21 protein-coding genes and 1 riboswitch are annotated in these 19,404 nt (G+C 71.5%); of the genes, 4 read left to right on the forward strand and 17 right to left on the reverse strand.

Going from position 1 to position 19,404, the window contains the following annotated elements; genetic code table 11:
- Positions 1–49 precede the first annotated feature (49 nt).
- The 3 genes from panC to ABD292_RS31195 form a co-directional block, all read right to left on the reverse strand.
- Positions 50–886, reverse strand: a complete 837-nt coding sequence (gene panC / locus ABD292_RS31185) for a pantoate--beta-alanine ligase (protein ID WP_344213581.1) — start codon at positions 884–886, stop codon at positions 50–52.
- A 55-nt stretch (positions 887–941) separates the two neighbouring features.
- Positions 942–1,832: a Rossmann-like and DUF2520 domain-containing protein gene (locus ABD292_RS31190; RefSeq protein ID WP_344213583.1), complete on the reverse strand. Its 891-nt coding sequence runs from the start codon at positions 1,830–1,832 to the stop codon at positions 942–944.
- Positions 1,833–2,145: 313 nt separating this feature from the next.
- Positions 2,146–2,373 (reverse strand): chaplin, encoded by a 228-nt coding sequence (locus ABD292_RS31195; protein WP_329588507.1) that lies wholly within the window; start codon positions 2,371–2,373, stop codon positions 2,146–2,148.
- Between the two features lie 198 nt (positions 2,374–2,571).
- On the opposite strand from ABD292_RS31195, the gene ABD292_RS31200 reads away from it, so the two are divergent.
- Positions 2,572–3,534: an SAM-dependent methyltransferase gene (locus ABD292_RS31200; RefSeq protein ID WP_344213585.1), complete on the forward strand. Its 963-nt coding sequence runs from the start codon at positions 2,572–2,574 to the stop codon at positions 3,532–3,534.
- Positions 3,535–3,540: 6 nt separating this feature from the next.
- On the opposite strand, the gene ABD292_RS31205 is transcribed toward ABD292_RS31200, so the two are convergent.
- On the reverse strand, positions 3,541–4,737 hold the full coding sequence (locus ABD292_RS31205; RefSeq protein WP_344213587.1) for a cytochrome P450: 1,197 nt from the start codon (positions 4,735–4,737) through the stop codon (positions 3,541–3,543).
- On the reverse strand, positions 4,737–5,504 hold the full coding sequence (locus ABD292_RS31210) for a TerC family protein (protein ID WP_423451944.1): 768 nt from the start codon (positions 5,502–5,504) through the stop codon (positions 4,737–4,739). The genes ABD292_RS31205 and ABD292_RS31210 overlap by 1 nt, the downstream gene beginning before the upstream one ends.
- A 114-nt stretch (positions 5,505–5,618) precedes the next feature.
- A riboswitch (SAM riboswitch) is annotated at positions 5,619–5,734 on the forward strand.
- A gap of 43 nt (positions 5,735–5,777) precedes the next feature.
- On the opposite strand from ABD292_RS31210, the gene ABD292_RS31215 reads away from it, so the two are divergent.
- Positions 5,778–7,070, forward strand: a complete 1,293-nt coding sequence (locus ABD292_RS31215; RefSeq protein WP_425565196.1) for an aminotransferase class V-fold PLP-dependent enzyme — start codon at positions 5,778–5,780, stop codon at positions 7,068–7,070.
- 23 nt (positions 7,071–7,093) lie between these two features.
- Here ABD292_RS31215 and ABD292_RS31220 read toward each other — a convergent pair whose 3' ends face one another.
- Complete coding sequence (locus tag ABD292_RS31220; RefSeq protein ID WP_344213591.1) at positions 7,094–7,801, reverse strand: DoxX family protein; 708 nt, start codon at positions 7,799–7,801, stop codon at positions 7,094–7,096.
- A 138-nt stretch (positions 7,802–7,939) separates the two neighbouring features.
- Between ABD292_RS31220 and ABD292_RS31225 the strand changes: the two genes are divergently transcribed.
- Positions 7,940–9,085 (forward strand): NADH-quinone oxidoreductase subunit D, encoded by a 1,146-nt coding sequence (locus tag ABD292_RS31225; RefSeq protein ID WP_344213593.1) that lies wholly within the window; start codon positions 7,940–7,942, stop codon positions 9,083–9,085.
- A 77-nt stretch (positions 9,086–9,162) separates the two neighbouring features.
- Here ABD292_RS31225 and ABD292_RS31230 read toward each other — a convergent pair whose 3' ends face one another.
- The 11 genes from ABD292_RS31230 to dacB all read right to left on the reverse strand — a co-directional run bounded on the left by ABD292_RS31230 (position 9,163) and on the right by dacB (position 18,810).
- The gene (locus ABD292_RS31230) at positions 9,163–9,621 is read right to left on the reverse strand and encodes a DUF3180 domain-containing protein (protein ID WP_344213595.1); all 459 of its coding nucleotides are present in this window, start codon (positions 9,619–9,621) and stop codon (positions 9,163–9,165) included.
- Complete coding sequence (folK, locus tag ABD292_RS31235; RefSeq protein ID WP_344213597.1) at positions 9,618–10,121, reverse strand: 2-amino-4-hydroxy-6-hydroxymethyldihydropteridine diphosphokinase; 504 nt, start codon at positions 10,119–10,121, stop codon at positions 9,618–9,620. The genes ABD292_RS31230 and folK overlap by 4 nt, the downstream gene beginning before the upstream one ends.
- The gene (gene folB / locus ABD292_RS31240) at positions 10,118–10,483 is read right to left on the reverse strand and encodes a dihydroneopterin aldolase (RefSeq protein WP_344213599.1); all 366 of its coding nucleotides are present in this window, start codon (positions 10,481–10,483) and stop codon (positions 10,118–10,120) included. The genes folK and folB overlap by 4 nt, the downstream gene beginning before the upstream one ends.
- Entirely contained in the window at positions 10,473–10,919 is a 447-nt protein-coding gene (locus ABD292_RS31245; protein WP_020540842.1) for a nuclear transport factor 2 family protein, read from the reverse strand. The genes folB and ABD292_RS31245 overlap by 11 nt, the downstream gene beginning before the upstream one ends.
- Positions 10,916–11,773: a dihydropteroate synthase gene (gene folP, locus ABD292_RS31250; protein WP_449949618.1), complete on the reverse strand. Its 858-nt coding sequence runs from the start codon at positions 11,771–11,773 to the stop codon at positions 10,916–10,918. The genes ABD292_RS31245 and folP overlap by 4 nt, the downstream gene beginning before the upstream one ends.
- A 67-nt stretch (positions 11,774–11,840) precedes the next feature.
- Positions 11,841–12,446: a GTP cyclohydrolase I FolE gene (gene folE, locus ABD292_RS31255; protein WP_051112430.1), complete on the reverse strand. Its 606-nt coding sequence runs from the start codon at positions 12,444–12,446 to the stop codon at positions 11,841–11,843.
- Entirely contained in the window at positions 12,443–14,443 is a 2,001-nt protein-coding gene (gene ftsH, locus ABD292_RS31260; protein WP_344213602.1) for an ATP-dependent zinc metalloprotease FtsH, read from the reverse strand. Before ftsH ends, folE begins: the two co-directional genes overlap by 4 nt.
- A 249-nt stretch (positions 14,444–14,692) precedes the next feature.
- A complete protein-coding gene (gene hpt, locus ABD292_RS31265; RefSeq protein WP_329588489.1) occupies positions 14,693–15,244 on the reverse strand; it encodes a hypoxanthine phosphoribosyltransferase in 552 nt (183 codons plus the stop codon).
- 10 nt (positions 15,245–15,254) lie between these two features.
- Complete coding sequence (gene tilS / locus ABD292_RS31270) at positions 15,255–16,256, reverse strand: tRNA lysidine(34) synthetase TilS (protein WP_344213605.1); 1,002 nt, start codon at positions 16,254–16,256, stop codon at positions 15,255–15,257.
- A 25-nt stretch (positions 16,257–16,281) separates the two neighbouring features.
- Positions 16,282–17,358: a zinc-dependent metalloprotease gene (locus ABD292_RS31275; RefSeq protein WP_344213607.1), complete on the reverse strand. Its 1,077-nt coding sequence runs from the start codon at positions 17,356–17,358 to the stop codon at positions 16,282–16,284.
- A 24-nt stretch (positions 17,359–17,382) separates the two neighbouring features.
- Complete coding sequence (gene dacB / locus ABD292_RS31280; protein ID WP_344213609.1) at positions 17,383–18,810, reverse strand: D-alanyl-D-alanine carboxypeptidase/D-alanyl-D-alanine endopeptidase; 1,428 nt, start codon at positions 18,808–18,810, stop codon at positions 17,383–17,385.
- 80 nt (positions 18,811–18,890) lie between these two features.
- Between dacB and ABD292_RS31285 the strand changes: the two genes are divergently transcribed.
- Positions 18,891–19,385, forward strand: coding sequence for an inorganic diphosphatase (locus tag ABD292_RS31285; protein WP_091081296.1), 495 nt, complete (start codon positions 18,891–18,893; stop codon positions 19,383–19,385).
- The last annotated feature ends 19 nt before the right edge of the window (positions 19,386–19,404 follow it).

Below are 19,404 nucleotides of genomic sequence, written 5' to 3' on the forward strand. Positions count from 1 at the left end.
AACATGACGATAACGCCTCCGGGAGCGCGTGCATGCCCAGGGGTCAGGCTCAGGCCGGATTCACCGTCAGGACGACGTTGTCGATCAGCCGGGTGGCGCCGATCCTGGCCGCGACGGCGAGCACGGCCTCACCCGCGTGCTCCTCGCCCACCTCGGTGAACGTCGCGGGATCGACCAGCACCACGTAGTCCAGGTCGAGCCGGGGGCCGGCGGCGGCGAGGACCGCGCGGGCGGCCTCACGGATCGCGCCGGGCCGCCGCTCGGCCTCGCCGGCGCGCAGGGCGCGGGAGAGCGCCAGCGCCACCTGCCGGTCGTCCTCGGACAGGTAGCGGTTGCGGCTGGACAGGGCCAGGCCGTCGTGCTCGCGTACGGTGGGCGCGCCGACGATCTCGACCGGCACGTCCAGGTCGGCGACCATGCGGCGGATCAGGGCGAGCTGCTGGGCGTCCTTCTGGCCGAAGACCGCCACGCTCGGCTGGACGAGGTTGAACAGCTTGAGCACCACCGTCAGCACCCCGTCGAAGTGCCCGGGGCGGGACTCGCCCTCCACGATCTCGCCCATCCGGCCGGCCAGGAGGCTCACCTGGCGGTCGGGGCGGTACATGTCCTCGGCCGACGGGTGGAAGACCACGTCCACGCCCTCGGCCCGGCACACCTCCAGGTCCGCCTCGAACGTACGGGGATAGCGGGAGAAATCCTCGTTGGGCCCGAACTGCAGCGGGTTGACGAAGACGCTGACCACCACCTGGTCGGCCCGCGACCGGGCGAGCCGCATGAGCGAGCGGTGGCCCTCGTGCAGCGCGCCCATGGTCGGCACCAGCGCCACCTCGCCACCGCCACGCGCCTTGACCAGGTCTTCCCTGTTCCTGGCGACGATCAAGTCCATCGGGCGGCCCCTCGCGTTCATGGCCTCCGCTTCGCGGCGGCGCTTCCTCGCACGGTCAGGTCCATATATTGCCGCCCAGCGCGTCGAGCAGCCGCTCCGCCTCCTCCGGTTTGAGCAGCCCGGCGGCGAGCGCGCGGTCGGCCGTGAGCCTGGCCAGCGCGATGTAGGCGTCGGCCGCCTCGGGGGCGGCCAGGATGAGCGCGTCGACGTGCTTGCGCACGGTGCCGGCGTCGCCGCGTACGACCGGGCCGGTGAGGCCGGCGATGCCGAGCCGCAGGACGTTGTCGAGCGCGGCGCCGAGCAGCGGTCCCAGCATCCGGCCAGGATGCTCGACGCCGATGCGCCCGAGCAGGTCGGAGGACTCGGCGATGAGGGTGACCATGTGGTTGGCGGCTCCGGCCAGGGCCGCGTGGTAGAGCGCGCGGTCGGCGTCGGCGATCCAGACCGGCTCGCCGCCCATCTCGATCACCAGGGCCTCGGCGATCGGGCGCAGCGCGTCGGGGGCGGTGACGCCGTAGGAGATGCCGGTGAGCTTGTTGAGGTCGTCGTCGCGGCCGGTGAACGTCATCACGGGATGCAGCGCGAGCGGCAGCGCGCCGCGCTCGGCGGCCGGGTCGAGCACCGACAGCCCGTACGCGCCGCTGGTGTGCACGACCAGCTTGCCCTGCAGGTCGGCGCCGGTGGCGGCGAGGCCGCCCACGAGGTCGGGCAGCGCGTCGTCGGGCACGGTCAGCAGGATGAGCTGGGCCGCGTTCACCACCTCGTCGGGCCGCGACGGCGTCACGCCGAGCCGCTCGGCCGCCCAGCGCTGGGAGTTGTCGGACAAGCCGCTGGCGGCGACGACGCGGTGGCCTGCCTGCCGCAACGCGGCCCCGAGGGCCGAGCCGACCTTGCCCGCCCCGAGCACGCCCACGCTGAGCCGCGCCGGGCGATCTCCTGCCTCCATGACGTCTCACCCCTGTCGACCGGATGGCACTGCCGCCCAGCGTAACGGCCTCTCCGTCCAGGGAATGTGACTGGTGCTTTGCTGGAGGTTGAGTTATTGGCAAAAGCGACAAGGGCAGACAAATAGTGCACCCCCTGTCGGAAGAGATGAGGAGAGGGGTTCACCGCATAGCAGCGGGCGCCGAGTCCGCAGTGGACCCGACGCCCGCGGGGTGTGACCTCTTGGAGGTGCGCCTGGCCGGCGCGACCGCCGACTGCCCGGCCGGGAGTCCGAGCCCGGACCGGACCGCGCCGGTCCGGGCTCCCCGCTTTGGTCAGCGGCTCGTCTGGTGGGAGTAGGCCCCGCCCTTGCAGCCGGCGATGCCGAGGCCGATGACCGCGACGGTGTTGCCGCAGACGTTGATCGGCGCGCTGATCGGGATGCGGATCTGGTTGCCACCGAGGATGCTGCCGTTGCCGCTGGTGATGTCGGCGTGGGCGGCGGGCGCGCCCAGCGCGAGAGCCGCGGCGGCACCGACCAGGACCAGGGTCTTCTTCAGCATGTGTGCTCCTTCTTGACAGCGCGGCACTGGGGCCGCGGACGTTGGCTTGTGCCGGGAACGGCCGCCGCAGTCGCCACTGGGGGTTGGCGCAACGCGACCGTCTGGCGACAGAACGTAAACAATAGCGCAAGCGCACGACAATGAGTAGTCACATGATGACCAAGCGTGCCGTCGGCCGGTCGTGAGATAGTCCATGACATGTGGCTGACCTGGCGCGCGGCGACCCAGCGAGCGCTGTACGGCGAGGCGGGCTTCTACCTCCGCGAGCGCCCCTCGGGCCACTTCCGCACGTCCGTCAGCGCCTCGGCGGCGTTCGCCGAGGCGGTGCTCGCGCTGCTCCGCGAGGTGGACGCCGAGCTGGGCAAGCCCGACGCGCTCGACCTGGTGGACATCGGGGCCGGCGAGGGCACGCTGGTCACCCGTGTGCTGGCCGCCGCCGAGCCCGGCCTGAGCGAGCGGCTGCGGGTCACGGCGGTCGATCTGTCGTCCCGGCCCGAGGGCCTGCCCGAGCGGATCGAGTGGCGCGGCGGGCTGCCCGACTCCATCCAGGGCCTCGCCATCGCCAACGAATGGCTCGACAACGTGCCGGTGGACGTCGTCGAGCAGACCGCCGGCGGGCCGCGGCTGGTCATGGTGGACGTCCACACGGGCGAGGAGCGGATCGGCGGACCCCTGCGGCCGGCCGACCGGGAGTGGCTGGAACGGTGGTGGCCGCTGCCCCGGGTGGGGGCGCGAGCCGAGATCGGCCGGCCGCGCGACGAGGCGTGGGCGGCCGTCGTCACCCGCCTCACCAGGGGCCGGGCGATCGCCGTCGATTATGCACACCCTGTGGACAACCGTCCCCCCTGCGGCACGCTGACCGGCTATCGGGACGGGGCGGTCGTCAGCCCCATACCCGACGGCACCTGCGACATCACCGCGCACGTGGCGCTCGACGCGTGCGCCGAGGCGGGCCGCCGGGCGGGCGCGATATCCACAACCTTGTCCACACAGCGCGCGGCGCTGCGCTCCCTGGGGCTGACCGGCGCAAGGCCGCCGGTCGAGCTGGCGCACCGGGATCCGCGCGGCTACCTGCGGGCGCTGGCTCGGGCGTCGGAGGAGGGCGAGCTCATCGACCCGTCCGGGCTCGGCGGCTTCGGCTGGCTCGACCAGCGCCGCTGACGGCGCTCAGGCGGGGGTGGCGGTGAGGTGGAGTGCCTCCAGGCCGCGGATGACGTAGCCGGGCTTCCACGAGGGCTCCTCGCGCAGCTCCAGGCTCGCCGTACGGTCCAGCAGCGCCCCGAACGACTCGATCAGCTCGATGCGGGCCAGCGGCGCCCCCAGGCAGAAGTGGATGCCGGCGCCGAAGGAGATGTGCGGGTTGTCGGCCCGGCCCACGTCCAGCCGGTCCGGGTCCTCGAACACGGCCGGGTCCCGGTTGGCCGAGCCGAACAGCAGCGCCACCTCGGCCCCGCGCGGGATCTCCACCCCGTGGACCTCGATGTCCTCCAGCACCCACCGCTCGAACATCTGCAGCGGCGTGTCCCAGCGCAGCAGCTCCTCGACGGCGGTGGGCAGCAGCGAGCGGTCGGCGCGCAGCCGGGCCAGCTCCTCCGGGTTCCTGAACAGCGACCACCAGCCGTTGCCGGTGACGTTCACGGTGGCCTCGTGGCCGGCGTTGAGCAGCAGCACGCAGGTGCCGATCAGCTCGTCCTCGGTCAGCTCGGGGATCTGGGCGAGCGCGCTGATCAGGTCGTCGCCGGGGGCGGCGCGGCGGGCGCGGGCCAGGTCCCTGAGGTAGGCGGCGAACTCCGTGGCCGCGCGGACGGCGGTGTGCTGCGCCTCGACGGCCGGGTTGAGCTCGTACATGCCGCAGATGTCGGCCGACCAGGGGCGCAGCAGGTGGCGGTCGGCCTCGGGGATGCCGAGCATCTCCGCGATCACCGTGACCGGCAGCGGCTCGGCGACCTCGGCGAGCAGGTCGCCCCCGCCCTTCGCCACGAACGCGTCCGCGAGGCCGCCCGCGATGGCCCGCACGCGCGGGCGCAGGGACTCGACCATGCGCGGCGTGAACGCCTTCGACACCAGCCGGCGCAGCCTCGTGTGCACCGGCGGCTCGACGTCCAGCATGCCCGCCCTGATCACCCGCCAGAACGGCTCCTGGAACTCCGGCTCCTGCTGCCTGCCGAACTCCTCGTGCGTGGCCACGTGCAGGTACGACCGGCCCAGGCGGCGGTCCCTGAGCAGGGCGTTGACGTCCGCGTGGCGGGAGACGAGCCACTGGTTCGTGGGCTCGTAGTAGCAGACGGGCCGCTCGCGCCGCAGCTCGTCGTAGACCGGGTACGGGTGGGCTACGAAATCCGGATTCCAGGGGTCAAAGCGCACTATTGCATCTTAGGAGGCTCCCCCTCCTGCTCGGCAGCCTCCACCTGCCGCTGCCTGGCGTTCTTGCTGCGCACCCGGATGTTCAGCAGCTCCACGACCACCGAGAACGCCATCGCGAAGTAGATGTAGCCCTTCGGGATGTGCTGGTCCAGCCCCTCGGCCACGAGCACCACGCCGATCAGCACCAGGAACGCCAGCGCCAGCATCTTGACGCTCGGGTGCTGGTCCACGAAACGGCTGATCGGCCCCGAGGCGAACAACATCACCAGCACCGCCACCACGACCGCCGCGATCATCACGCCGAGCTCGTCCACCATGCCGACCGCGGTGATGACCGAGTCCAGCGAGAAGACCACGTCCAGGACCATGATCTGCACGATCACCGACGTGAACGAGACGGCGGCGGCGTTCTTGCCGTCCTTGCCCGCCGGGCCGTCCATGGTGTGACCGATCTCGGTGACGCTCTTGCCGAGCAGGAAGAGCCCTCCCAGCAGCAGGATGAGGTCGCGCCCCGAGATCTCGTGCCCGAGCACCGTGAACAGCGGCTCGGTGAGCTGCACCACCCACGACAGGCCGAGCAGCAGGAGCAGCCGGCTGACCAGGGCCGCGGCCAGACCGAGCACCCGGGCCCTGTCGCGCTGCTCGGGCGGCAGCTTCCCGGCCAGGATGGAGATGAAGATGATGTTGTCGATCCCCAGGACGATCTCCAGGGTGACGAGGGTGAAGAAGCCGATCCAGATTTGGGGATCGGCGACCCAGTCCAACATCTGCATACCTCCGTGACACGCGGGCCGAGAACTTTTCGGGCACAACGCATTACCCGCCGCATAAGTTCACGGGCTTGCGTCCGGCCGCGGGGTGTCGGTTATAGTGCGGGCGTAGGTCATGAGTGCCAGCGACAAGCCCCGGCTAGCTGGCCGGCAACCCTCGCGTCCGCGGCGGGGTGCCCCGGGTGAAGACCTGGTCCGTCACGAGGTGTGGCGGGCAAGCGCGGGCTCCGAGGCCGTTTCCTGGGGTCCGATGACCCGAGGAGCAGTGCTGTGCCCACGCTGACGATCTTCAACGACGCCGCCGCCCCCGCCGAGGCCCCCGCCGCCGCCGCGCCGGAGAGCGCCCGGCCCATCCCCGCCGTGGTCGGGGCCGACCTGGAGGTGCCGGTCAAGGGCGGCCGCCTCGTCCGGTACGCCAACCTCGACTACGCCGCCAGCGCGCCCTGTCTCGAGCCGGTCAGCGCCGCCGTCGCCGCCGCGCTCCCGGCCTACTCCAGCGTCCACCGCGGCGCCGGCTACGCCTCCCAGCTCACCACCGCCAGGTACGAGCAGGCCCGCCACACCGTACGGGCGTTCGTCGGCGCCCGCCCCTCCGACGCCGTGATCTTCACCCGCAACACCACCGACGCCACCAACCTGCTGTCCCGCTGCCTGCCCGCCGGCACCACCGTCGTGGTCTTCGACACCGAGCACCACGCCTCGCTCCTGCCCTGGGGCGAGGCCGTCCGGCTGGCCCCGCCCGCCTTCCCCGGCGAGGCCGTACGGGCCGCCGACGAGGCGCTGGCCGCCATCGACGGGCCCAAGCTGCTCGTCGTCACCGCCGCCTCCAACGTCACCGGCGAGCTGTGGCCGATCGCCGCGCTGGCGCACATCGCGCACCGCCACGGGGCGCGCATCCTGGTGGACGCCGCGCAGCTCGTGCCGCACCGGCGGCTCAACCTGACCGCCCTGGACCTCGACTACGTGGCCTTCTCCGGGCACAAGCTGTACGCGCCGTTCGGCGCGGGGGCGCTGGTGGGACGCGGGGACTGGCTGGCGGGCGGGGAGCCGTACCTGAAGGGCGGCGGCGCGGTGCGCGCGGTGGGCGAGGAGGCCGAGTGGCACGAGGACCCCGAGCCGCGCCACGAGGCGGGCACCCCCAACGTGCTCGGCGCGATCGCGCTCGCCGCGGCCTGCGACGCGCTCAGCGCCACCGGCTGGACCGCGCTGGTGCGCGAGGAGGAGCGGCTGCTCGCGCGGCTGCGGGCCGGGCTCGCCACCATCGAGGGCGTACGCGAGCTGGCCCTGTGGGGTGACGACCACCCGCGCGTGGGCATCGTGTCGTTCACCGTGGACGGGCACACGGCGCGGGAGGTGGCCGAGGCGCTGTCCGGCGAGTACGGCATCGGGGTGCGCGACGGCAAGTTCTGCGCGCACCCGTTCGTCCGGCACCTGCTGGGCACGGCCGACGGCGGGTGCGAGGACGGCACGGCCTCGGCCGTACGGGCCTCCATCGGCATCGGGACCACGCAGGAGCACGTGGACCGGCTCATCGAGGCTCTGCGCGCCATCGTCTCCCGCTGACCGCGGGCGACCCGGGCGCCCGGTCAGCGGTTCGGCGGCTTGCGGTGCTCCGGCTGGTCCTCGGAGACCAGGGCGTCGATGTCGCGCATGTCCGCGTCGTCGAGGCCGCCCGCGTGGGTGCGCGGCGCGGCCGGCTGCCGGGGGGGCTCCGGCCGCTCGGCGGGCATCCCCGGCTCCGCGGGCGTCATCGGCCCCCCGGCGCCCGGCTGGTAGGCGCCCTCCGCGCCGCCGGGTCTGACGTTGACGTTGGACGGGCCCGGACCCATGGCCGGGCCGCGCCGGTGCTCGATCAGCTCGTCCTCGGCGACCCGCTGCCGCGCGCGGCGCCGGAAGATCGCGCCGAACAGCCCGTCCAGCCCGATCCGGCCGCCGCCGAGCGCCAGGAACAGCAGGCACAGCGCGCCGAGCGCGCCCGCCAGCTCCCATCCGCCCTCGCCCACCAGGACGCCCCTGTTCCCGTGCACGAAGACGATCGCGCCGATCATGTCGATCAGCAGCAGCAACGCCACCGGCCGCACCAGCAGCCCGAGAATGAGGAAGACGCCGCCGACGGTCTCGACCACGGTGGCGAAGCCGGCGGCCGCGCCGGGCAGCGGGATCCCCATCCCGCCGAACATCTGCGTCGTCGCGCCGAGACCGCCCTGCCACTTCTGCAAGCCGTGCGCCACGAAGATCACACCGGTGACCACCCGGGCGATCAGGGCCGCCACATCGAACACAACTCTCTTCATGGTGCTTCTCCCCCCGTCTCCCGTCTTCTCCCCACGACCACCCCAAGTCCCCGCAGGTGCGGCGAATCCGTACCGATCCTTGACCAACGACCGTGCCCCGCGCTGGCTCACCTCCATGGACGGTGGGAGCATGGCCGTATGACGGAACGTGTGGTCGGGATGGGCGCGGGCGCGAAGGAGCTGGCCACCGAGGACATGATCCTCAACATCGGCCCCCAGCACCCCTCGACGCACGGCGTCCTCCGCCTCCGGCTCACGCTCGACGGCGAGCGCATCGCCACCGCCGAGCCGATCATCGGCTACATGCACCGGGGCGCGGAGAAGCTGTTCGAGGTCCGCGACTACCGCCAGATCATCATGCTGGCCAACCGGCACGACTGGCTGGCCGGGTTCGCCAACGAGCTGGGCGTGGTGCTCGCCGCCGAACGCCTCCTCGGCATGGAGCCGCCGGTGCGGGCCGTGTGGGCGCGCACCCTGCTGGCCGAGCTCAACCGGGTGCTGAGCCACCTCATGTTCCTCGGCTCCTACCCGCTGGAGCTGGGCGCGATGACGCCGATCTTCTACTCCTTCAACGAGCGCGAGCGCATCCAGGCCGTCATGGAGGAGATCTCCGGCGGACGCATGCACTACATGTTCAACCGGGTCGGCGGCCTCAAGGAGGACCTGCCGCTGGGCTGGCTGGACCGGGTGTCGGAGGCCGTCGCCGAGACCCGCCGCCGGGTGCCGGTCATCGAGGACCTCATCCTGCACAACGACATCTTCGTCGCCCGCACCAAGGGCGTCGGCGTGCTGACCCGCGAGCAGGTCATGCAGTACGGCGTCAGCGGCCCCATCGCCCGTGCCTCCGGCGTCGACCTCGACCTGCGCCGCGACGACCCCTACCTCGCCTACCCCGAGCTGCCCGTCAAGGTCGTCACCCGCGACGCCGGCGACTGCCAGGCCCGCTTCGAGGTCCTGTTCGAGCAGGTCAAGGTCTCGCTCGACCTGGCCGACATGTGCGTCGAACGGCTGCGCTCGCTGCCGCCCGGGCCAATCAACCAGCGGCTGCCGAAGGTGCTGAAGGTGCCGGAGGGGCACACGTACGCGTGGACCGAGAACCCGCTCGGCATCAACGGCTACTACCTGGTCTCCAAAGGCGACAAGACGCCGTGGCGGCTCAAGCTGCGCTCGGCCTCGTACAACAACGTCCAGGTGCTGCGCGAGATGCTGCCAGGACACCTGGTGGCCGACATGGTCGCCATCCTCGGCTCGATGTTCTTCGTCGTGGGGGACATCGACAAATAGCGCTCAAACCCGGGACGGGCCGACGCCCGGCGCGCGCCCGGCGCCGGCCTGCCGGACGAGCAGGACGGCGACTGGCGCTACCGGGGCTTCTGATCCTCCGGGTCCTTCGGCACCCGGCAGGCGTGCTCCAGGTAGAGCGCCGCGACCACCAGCACCACGCACGCCGCGAACGACCCCGTGGCGATGAAGAACTCCGAGCGCGGCGTCTCGCGGTCGAGGATGCCCACCGTGTGCAGCGCGAAGCCGGCGAACCCGCCGCCGAAGGCCGCCCCCGCGTACGCCGACGCCTTGGCCAGCGCCGCCAGCCGGGCCACGGCCAGCGGCTCCACCGGCTTGGTGCCCGGCTTGCGGGCGATCCTGGCCTTGGTGATCCAGCCGCTGTAGCCCTCGCCGAGCGCCAGCAGCAGCAGGGTCGGGATCGCGGTCCACGGCAGGAGCCACGCGATGTCGCCGTAGAACCGGTGCAGCAGCGCCCAGGTGAGCAGTGCGAGAACGACGAGGATGCCGACCAGGTGGCCGGGGTGCGTGGGCCTCAATCGGGCCTCTGCAAGGTCAGGTCGGGCCGCGGCCGCACGCCCTGCCGGTCGAGCCCGGCCAGCAGGTCGACCACCCGGCCGTGGCCGGGCACGACGGCCGCCGGGTCGGCCTCCAGCCAGGGCACCAGCACGAACGCCCGCTCGTGCGCCCTCGGGTGCGGCAGCGTCAGGTCGGGGTCGTCGCAGACGGTCTCGCCCACGACTATGAGATCGACGTCGAGGGTGCGCGGCCCCCAGCGCTCGGCGCGCTCCCGCCCGAAGGCGTTCTCGACGCTGAGCGCCCGCTCCAGCAGCGTGCGCGGCTCCAGCGTGGTCTCGGCGACCACGATCGCGTTGAGGTAGGGGTCCTGCCCCTCGGGGCCGCCCACCGGATCGGTCTCGTAGACCGGGGACGCTTTCACGAATTTGAGGCCCGGCGCGTCGAACAGGGCGTCGACCGCTCCCTGGAGGATCTGGAAGCGGTTGCCCAGGTTGCTGCCGAGCGCGATGACGGTCTTCATACGCGACTCCGCTCGATCGTCACGACCACGTCGTCGAAGGGCAGCGGGATGGGCGCCGCCGGCTTGTGCACGCTCACCTCGACCTTGACCACCGGCTCGTACGCCAGGCAGACCTCGGCGAGGCGCTGCGCCAGCGTCTCGATGAGCTGCACCGGCTCGCCCGACACCACCCGCGTCAGCTCCTCGGCCAGCTCGCCGTAGTGGACGGTCGCCGTGAGGTCGTCGCCGGCCGCGGCCGGCGCGGTGTCGAGGAACAGCGTGGCGTCGATCACGAACTCCTGGCCCAGCTCGCGCTCGGCCGGGAGCACGCCGTGCCGCCCGCGGGCCCGCAGGCCCTTGAGCGCGATGCGATCAAGGCTCAAGCTCGCCGTCCTCCTCCTCGTCGTCGTCGCCCTGGAGCACCGGCGAGCCGTGGTGCATCCACAGCCGCCAGCCCTGGGAGGTGCGGAGGTAGACGTTGCTCGCGACCACCTTGCCCGCCGCGAAGCTCGCCTCCCCCTCGTCGCCGGCGGTGAGGATGTTCTCGACGCAGGTGAGGACGGCCACGTCGCCCAGCACGGTGGTGTTGACGTCGGTCAGCACGAACTGGATGTAGGTCGTGTTGGCCATGATCAGGGCCCACGAACGCAGCACCTCGGACCGCCCGGTCAGCAGCGCCCACCCGGGGTGCACGCAGCTCACCTGGTCGTCGGCGGTGTCCTCGGCCCAGATCTCGGTCATCTTGTCGAGGTCGCCGCCCTCGATCGCGGTGTAGAACTCCTGGTTGACCGTCTCGATGGCGGCCGTGTCGACGCTCATGTGCCTGCTCCCGCTCGTGTCCATGCGGCGGCCACGCGCACCGCGTCGGCGTTGGGGCCGACCTCGTGCACGCGTACGCACCAAGCGCCCGCCTGAGCCGCCAGGGCGGTCACGGCCAGGGTGGCGTCGTCGCTCCTGCTGAACGGCCGGGGTGTGCCGTCGGGGTCGGCCAGCAGCCGCCCCAGGAACCTCTTGCGCGACGCCCCGATGAGCAGCGGATAACCCAGCTCCGCCAGCTGGGGGATGCCGGCCAGCACCGCCCAGTTGTGCTCGGCGTTCTTGGCGAAGCCGAGGCCGGGGTCGAGCACGATCTGCTGCTCCGACACGCCCTCGGCCAGCACCAGGCTCACCCGCTTGCTCAGCTCCTCGCGCACCTCGCCGACCACGTCGTGGTAGACGGCCCTGGTGTGCATGTCGTGGCTGTGGCCGCGCCAGTGCATCACGACGTAAGAGACGCCGGTCGCGGCCACCACGCGCGGCATCTCGGGATCGGCGAGGCCGCCGCTGACGTCGTTGACCAGCCGCGCGCCCGCCTCGACCGCGGCCCGCGCCACCTCGGCGCGCATGGTGTCGACGCTGACGGCCACGCCCTCGGCGGCCAGCGCCCTGATCACCGGGACGACCCGCGCCAGCTCCTCCTCCAGGGAGACCCGGGCGGCGCCGGGACGGGTGGACTCGCCGCCCACGTCGACGAGGTCGGCCCCCTCATCGACCAGCTCGAAGCCGTGCCTGATCGCGGCCGCCTCGTCGAACCAGCGGCCGCCGTCGGAGAAGGAGTCGGGGGTCACGTTGACCACGCCCATGACGAGACACCGCTCCGCCCCTCCCGGCACGCTGATGGGCATGCTAGTCATGGGCCAAGCCTAGGCGTTCCACCACACCTGCTGACATCGCGGGTCCCCGGTTGTGGATAAGGATGGCTCACCTGCCGAGGATGAGCGCCATCGCCTCGGAACGGGTCTTGTCGCTGGTGCGGAAGTCGCCGCGGACCGCCGAGGTCACGGTCTTCGCGCCCGGTTTGCGTACGCCGCGCATGGTCATGCACAGGTGCTCGCACTCGACCACCACGATCACGCCGCGCGGCTCCAGCACGCGCATCAGCGCGTCGGCGATCTGGGACGTCATCCGCTCCTGCACCTGCGGGCGGCGGGCGAAGACGTCCACCAGCCTGGCCAGCTTGGACAGGCCCGTCACCTGGCCCCGCTGGTTGGGGATGTAGCCGACGTGGGCCAGGCCGTGGAACGGGACCAGATGGTGCTCGCAGGTCGAGTAGACCTCGATGTCCCTGACGAGCACCATCTCGTCGTGATCGACGTCGAACACCTTGTTGAGCACGTCTTCGGGCGTCTGGCCGAGGCCGGAGAACTGCTCGGCCATGGCCCTCGCCACACGGGCGGGCGTCTCGACCAGGCCGTCGCGGTCGGGGTCCTCGCCGATGGCGGCGAGGATCTCGCGGACGGCCTTCTCGATGCGGGCGAGGTCGACGTCGTGCTGTGTCACAAAGTGCTCCGGTGGTGCTTGCTTCAGACGCCGTCGCCGCCGGCCGGCAGCGCGTCCTGGTGGCCCGAGGTCAGCGAGCCGTTGGCCGACTGCTTCTCCTTCGGCGTCAGGATGGGCGGCCGGTCCGAGGGCAGGCGCTTGCCGTATCCCGCGTAGGACGGACGGTGCTCCTTGACGACCACCGGCGCGAAGATCTGCAGGACCTGCTCGCGGGAGAGCGTCTCCTTCTCCATGAGCTCCAGGACGAGGTTGTCGAGGACGTCGCGGTATTGGACCAGGATGTCCCACGCCTGGTCGTGCGCCGTCTCGATCATCCGGCGGACCTCCTCGTCGATCGTGGAGGCGATCTTCTCGGAGTAGTCGCGCTCGTGGCCCATCTCGCGGCCGAGGAACACCTCGGCCTGGCCGCTGCCGAACTTGCGGGCGCCGAGCTGCTCGCTCATGCCGTATTCGGTCACCATGCGGCGGGCGACCGCCGTGGCCTTCTCGATGTCGTTGGAGGCGCCGGTGGTGGGCTCGTGGAAGACGAGCTCCTCCGCCGCGCGGCCGCCGAGCAGCATCGCGAGCTGGTCCATCATCTCGGACCTGGTGGCGAGGAACTTGTCCTCCATCGGCAGCGTCATCGTGTAGCCGAGCGCCCGGCCGCGGGACAGGATCGTGATCTTGTGCACCGGGTCGGAGTTGGGCAGCGCGTGCGCCACCAGCGCGTGACCGCCCTCGTGGTAGGCGATCATCTTCTTCTCCTTGTCGGACATGACCCGCGTCTTGCGCTCGGGCCCTGCCATGACACGGTCGATCGACTCCTCGAGGAGCTCCATCGTGATCAGCTTCTGGTCGGCCCGCGCGGTGAGCAGGGCGGCCTCGTTGATCACGTTGGCCAGGTCGGCGCCGGTGAACCCGGGGGTGCGGCGGGCGATGGTGTCGAGGTCGACGTCGGGCGCGAACGGCTTGCCCCGGCCGTGGACCTTGAGGATGCCCTTGCGGCCCTCCAGGTCGGGACGGTCGACGGTGACCTGCCGGTCGAAGCGGCCCGGACGCAGCAGCGCCGGGTCGAGGATGTCGGGCCGGTTGGTCGCGGCGATGAGGATCACGCCGCCCTTGACGTCGAAGCCGTCCATCTCGACGAGGAGCTGGTTGAGCGTCTGCTCGCGCTCGTCGTGACCGCCGCCGAGGCCGGCGCCGCGGTGACGGCCGACCGCGTCGATCTCGTCGATGAAGATGATCGCCGGGGCGTTGGCCTTCGCCTGCTCGAACAGGTCGCGCACGCGGGAGGCGCCGACGCCGACGAACATCTCGACGAAGTCGGAGCCGGAGATCGAGTAGAACGGCACGCCCGCCTCGCCCGCGACCGCGCGGGCCAGCAGGGTCTTGCCGGTGCCGGGCGGGCCGTAGAGCAGCACGCCCTTGGGGATCTTGGCGCCGATCGCCTGGAACTTGGCCGGGGCCTGCAGGAACTCCTTGATCTCCTGGAGCTCCTCGATGGCCTCGTCGGCCCCCGCGACGTCGGCGAACGTGGTCTTGGGAGTGTCCTTGCTGATGAGCTTGGCCTTCGACTTGCCGAAGTTCATCACCCGGGAGCCGCCGCCCTGCATCTGGTTCAGCATGAACAGGAAGATCAGCACGATGATGACGATCGGCAGGAAGCTCATGAGGATGCTGACCAGGAGGTTCTCCTGGGGCACCTCAGTGGTGAAGCTGTCCGTCTTCTTGGCGTCGACCTGCGCCTGGAGCTCGTCGGTCAGCTTGCTGCCGTAGCCCGTGACCCAGTAGGCCTGGACGAGCTTGGTCGGCTGGTCGCCTTTGCGCACGGTGACGGGGTTCTTCAGCGTCACCTCGATGCGGTTGTCCTTGTCGACGACCTTGGCGTTGCTGACATTGCCGGCGCGAATCTGCTGGAGCACCAAGGACGTGTCGGCCTGCTTGAAGTTTCCGCCGCCACTCCACAGCTGGGTGACGAGCAGGAGCAGCACGACGATGCCCAGGATCCACAGCAGTGGCCCACGTGTAAATCGCTTGAGATCCATCCGATGCGGAACCCCTTGCGGGCCCGTCCCTTCCTGACCATGGCCTGGAACCCCGGGCGTGCCCGGGGCCGCGGCATCCGGCACCGCGACTTCTGACTACCCGAAGGGGACTCAAGGTCACCCTTCCGGAGTCTGAAGGTACACCGGCAGAGCGGGCGGAGGGACCGCCCGCTACACCGGCCTTGCCCTATCAACGTACGTCACGTTGCGCGATGTTCCCGGCCGTGGCAAGAGAGAACGCTTAACGTTCTAACGGTAAACGTGGGGCGCGAGAGTGCCGATGAACGGCAGGTTGCGGTAACGCTCGGCGTAGTCGAGCCCATAACCGATGACGAACTCGCTGGGAATGTCGAAGCCGACGTATTTGACGTCGATGGGCACCTTCACGGCGTCGGGTTTGCGCAGCGCGGTGCAGATCTCCAGCGAGGCGGGATTGCGCGACTTCAGGTTTTCCAGCAGCCAGTGCAGCGTCAGCCCGGAGTCGATGATGTCCTCGACGATCAGCACATGGCGGTTCAAGATGTCGGTGTCCAGGTCTTTCAGCACGCGGACCACCCCGGACGACTTGGTGCCTGCGCCGTAGGACGACACCGCCATCCAGTCCATCTGCACGGGCACGTGCAAGGCCCTGGCCAGGTCGGCCATCACCATGACGGCGCCCTTGAGCACGCCCACGAGCAGAACGTCCTTGCCCGCGTAATCGTCGTCGATGCGCCCGGCCAGCTCTTTGATCCTGGCCTGGAGGTCGTCCTCGGAGATGAGCACTTTTTCCAGGTCATTGCCCATGTCGGCAGCGTCCACCTGTGGTTCCTTACGCGTGGGGACTCTTGGCGAGTATCAGGGTGCCATACCGCCGTGCGGCGCTCAGACCCCCGGGCAGATCGGCGGGCTTCTGCCCCCGCCAGCGGGTGACCAGCCGGTCCACGGCCAGCACGTGCGTCGCGGAGAGCGCCCCGGACGGCGCTCCCGCGGCGATGGCCGCCCGGCGGAGCACCCGCCGCCTGACGGCGTCCGGCAGCCGCTCCAGCTCCGCCACCGAGAGGGTGACGGATCCGGCGATATCGCTTAGAGCGCAATCCCGGTAGGCCGAATCGGCCCATGCGTCGAGCGCGTCGGCGTCCTCGCGAGCCATCCGCGCGGTACGCGCGAGCGCGTCCGCCACCCCCGGCCCGAGCTCCTCCTCCAGCACGGGCAGCACCCGGCGGCGGACGCGGACCCGGGTGTAGCGGGGGTCGTCGTTGTGGGGATCGTCCCAGGGGTCGAGCCCGAGCGCCCGGCAGGCGGCCACGGTGGTGGCCCGCGGCAGGTCGAGGAAGGGGCGGCGGTAGAGACCGGCCCGCGCCGCCATCCCGGACAGCGAGCGCGGCCCGCTCCCCCTGGCCAGCCCGAGCAGCACGGTCTCGGCCTGGTCGTCCCTGGTGTGGCCGAGCAGCACGGCCGCGGCGCCGTACCGGTCGGCGGCCGCGGCGAGCGCGGCGTAACGGGCCTCCCTGGCCGCGGCCTCGGGACCGCCCGCCGTGCCCACCGTGACGGTGAGCACCTCCGCGGGGTCGAGCCCCAGCCACGCGCCCTGGGCGGCGACCGCCCGCGCCCGCTCGCCCGACCCCTCCTGGAGCCGGTGGTCGACGGTGAGCAGCCCGCCGCGCAGCCCGGCCCGCGGGGCGGTGAACGCCAGCGCGGCGGCCAGCGCGGTGGAGTCGGCCCCGCCGCTGCACGCCGCCAGCACCAGGGCCTCGGGCGGCAGGTCGGCGAGCGCCTCCCGTACGGCTCTGCGGACGTCGGCTACGGCTGGATGTGGGCCCACGACCGTCATTGTCGCGGGTCCGGGCCGCTCCGGGTCAGGCGGGCAGGGCCGGGGTGTCGATCACCCGGTTGATCCACAGGCCGGGGTCGGCGATCTCCTGGGTGGTGGGCAGGGTCTCGGCGCTGGTCCAGATCTTGTTGAAGCCGTCCATGCCGACGCGGCCGACGACCGTGCGCACGAAGGCCGAGCCCTCGGCGTACTGCTTCATCTTGACCTCGATGCCGAGCAGCCGGCGGACGGTGCGGTCGAGGCGGGAGCCGCCCTCGCGGCGATGGGCGAACTTGCCGCGGATCTCGGCCACCGACGGCACCACGGACGGGCCGACGGCGTCCATCACGTAGTCGCCGTGCCCCTCCACGAGGGTCATCACGGCCGTGAGGCGATCGAGAATGGCCTTCTGGGCGGGCGACTGGATGACGTCGATGAGGTTGCCCTCGCCGCCCCGCACCACGTCGGCGACCGTGTCGGCGGCGCCGCGCAGGCGTTCGAGCAGCGTGGGCAGGTCGAGGTCGGAGGCCAGCAGGAACTCGGTCATCTGCGAGCGGACGTATTCGCGCAGCCAGGGCACGCCCGTGAACTGCACGCGGTGGGTCTCCTCGTGCAGGCACACCCACAGCCGGAAGTCGTGCGGGTCGACGCCCATCTCGCGCTCGGCGTGGACGATGTTGGGCGCGACGAGCGTCAGCCGCCCGGCCGGCTCCTGACCGGTCGGGTCGGGCGGCAGGAACAGCTCGTACTGGCCGAGCACGCGCGAGGCGAGGAAGGCCAGCACCGCGCCGACCTCGACGCCGGTGATCCGCGAGCCCACGGCGGTGACGATGGCGGCCGGCGGGTTGGGGCTGTTGCCCACGCGCTGGGTCAGTGGTTCGAGCACCACGCGGAAGCCCTCGACGTTGGCCCTGATCCAGCCGGGCCGGTCCACGATGGTCGCCGGCTGCGGCGCGGTCTCCGTGTGGATCTTCGTGAACTCGCGTACGTGGCCCTCTGCCTCACGCGACAGGGTGCGGAGCTCGGTGACGGCCTGCCTGGCCTCCTCCCGGCTCACTTGAGGACCGGGGCGCACGAGGCGCGTGCCGGTCGTGACGGCCAGATCCCAGTCGATCACCTGCATACCGTCCACCGTACGTGCTTCCGGTCAAGACCGCGCGACGATGGCCGCGAGCCGGTCGAGCACGGGCTCGGCGTTGACCGGCACCTGGTCGGCCAGGAAGGCGAAGGTGACCAGCCGGCCGTCCTTCGTCGTGGCCAGCCCGGCCAGGGTGTTGACGTTGTTGAGCGTGCCGGTCTTGGCGCGTACGAGGCCCACCTGGCCGCGGCTGTCGCGGCCGGTGAAGCGGCGGCCGTTGCCGAGCGTGCCGGAGAACCCCGCGATCGGCATGCCGGAGGCGACCGCGTGCAGGCCGGGCGAGGCCGGCGAGCCCGCCATGGCCACCAGCTTGGCGAGGGCGGCGGCGCTGATGCGGTTGCGGATGGACAGGCCGCTGGCGTCGGACAGCGCGACCCCCTGGGCGGCGCCGAGCCGCTGGAGCACCGCGATGATCGCCTTCGTCCCGCCGTCGAACGACGCGGGCTGCCCCTCCTTGATCGCCACGTGCCGGGCGAGGGCCTCGGCCAGGTCGTTGTCGCTGTGGGTCAGGGTGTGCTCGACCAGCGCGTAGACGGGTGCCGAGTCGACCCGGCCCAGCTCGGCGGCCCCGGCGGGGGCCTTGCCCGGCCGGACCGACTTGGCCACCGTGACGCCCTTCCCGCGCAGCAGCCGGGCGAAGGCCGCGGCGGCGTGGGCGGGCGGGTCGGACACGCGGGGGGTGTTGGAGCGCGGGTTCTGGCGGCCCTCGTCGATGGCGAGCGCGTGGACGGGGGCCACGTTGCCCTCGGGGATGTAGCCGGGCTTCCAGCCGGGGGCCGTGGCGGGGCCGGTGTAGAGCGACGTGTCGTAGGTGAGGGTGACCTTCTTCACGTTGCGGGCCTTGAGCGCGGCGGCCGTACGGGAGGCCAGGGTGGCGAGGCTCGCCTGCTTCGGGTAGCCGCCCTGCCGGGCCGAGGGACCGGCCAGCAGCGGGTCGCCGCCGCCGACGAGCACCACCGTGTCAGGAGCCGCGCCCTGCACCACGCGGGTGGACAGCCGGGCGTCGGGGCCCAGCGAGGCGAGCGCCGCCACGCAGGTGACGATCTTGGTGGTGGAGGCGGGGGTGATCGGGGTGTCGGCGCCGGCCGCGAAGATCCGCTCGCCGGTGGCCGCGTCGAGGACCACGGCGCCCACTCGTTTTCCGAGCGCTTCGTCACCCAGCGCGTCGGTGAGCTGTCGCGTCAAAGTACCCTTGGTCGGGAGAGGTCCGCCTCCTGACTTCACCGAAAGCCCGGCCAGCACCGGCCCCGAGGTGACCACGGGGGCGGGAGGAGGAGACCCTTCCGGCGAGGACGCCGTCGGCTCGGTCGGTGACGTCTGCCTCGTCAGCGCGCCCAGGCTGAAGTCGGTGGTCATCGCGTACACGCCGGTGACGACCGTCAGCACCTGGAGCACGGCGAGGGTGGCCAGCATCACCAACCGGTCGTGCCGCGCCACGTCTGCCCTCTCTCCTGTGTTCGCCTAGAGACATTAACGCCCGTCCGGGGGTGCCCGGGGGCTTGAGCGGAGGAACCGCGGTGGAGTTCGACGTTGTCGTTGAGATTCCCAAGGGGCAACGGAACAAGTACGAAGTGGACCACGAAACCGGGAAGATCAGGCTCGACCGGCTCCTGTTCACCTCCACGCAGTACCCCGCCGACTACGGCTTCATCGAGAACACCCTGGGCGAGGACGGCGACCCGCTGGACGCCCTGGTGCTGCTCCAGGAGCCGACGTTCCCCGGCTGCTACATCACGTGCCGGGCGGTGGGCATGTTCCGGATGACCGACGAGAAGGGCGGCGACGACAAGGTCCTGTGCGTGCCGTCCACCGACCCGCGGATGCACCACATCCAGGACATCCATCACGTGTCGGAGTTCGACCGGCTGGAGATCCAGCACTTCTTCGAGGTCTACAAGGACCTGGAGCCCGGCAAGTCCGTCGAGGGCGCCAACTGGGTGGGCCGCGCCGAGGCCGAGGCCGAGATCGAGCGCTCCTTCCAGCGGCTCAAGGAGTCCGGCGGGCATCACTGACACGCTCATGGGGCGCGTT

Origin of the sequence: Nonomuraea bangladeshensis, assembly GCF_039529455.1 — a bacterium.
Lineage (GTDB): Bacteria > Actinomycetota > Actinomycetes > Streptosporangiales > Streptosporangiaceae > Nonomuraea > Nonomuraea bangladeshensis.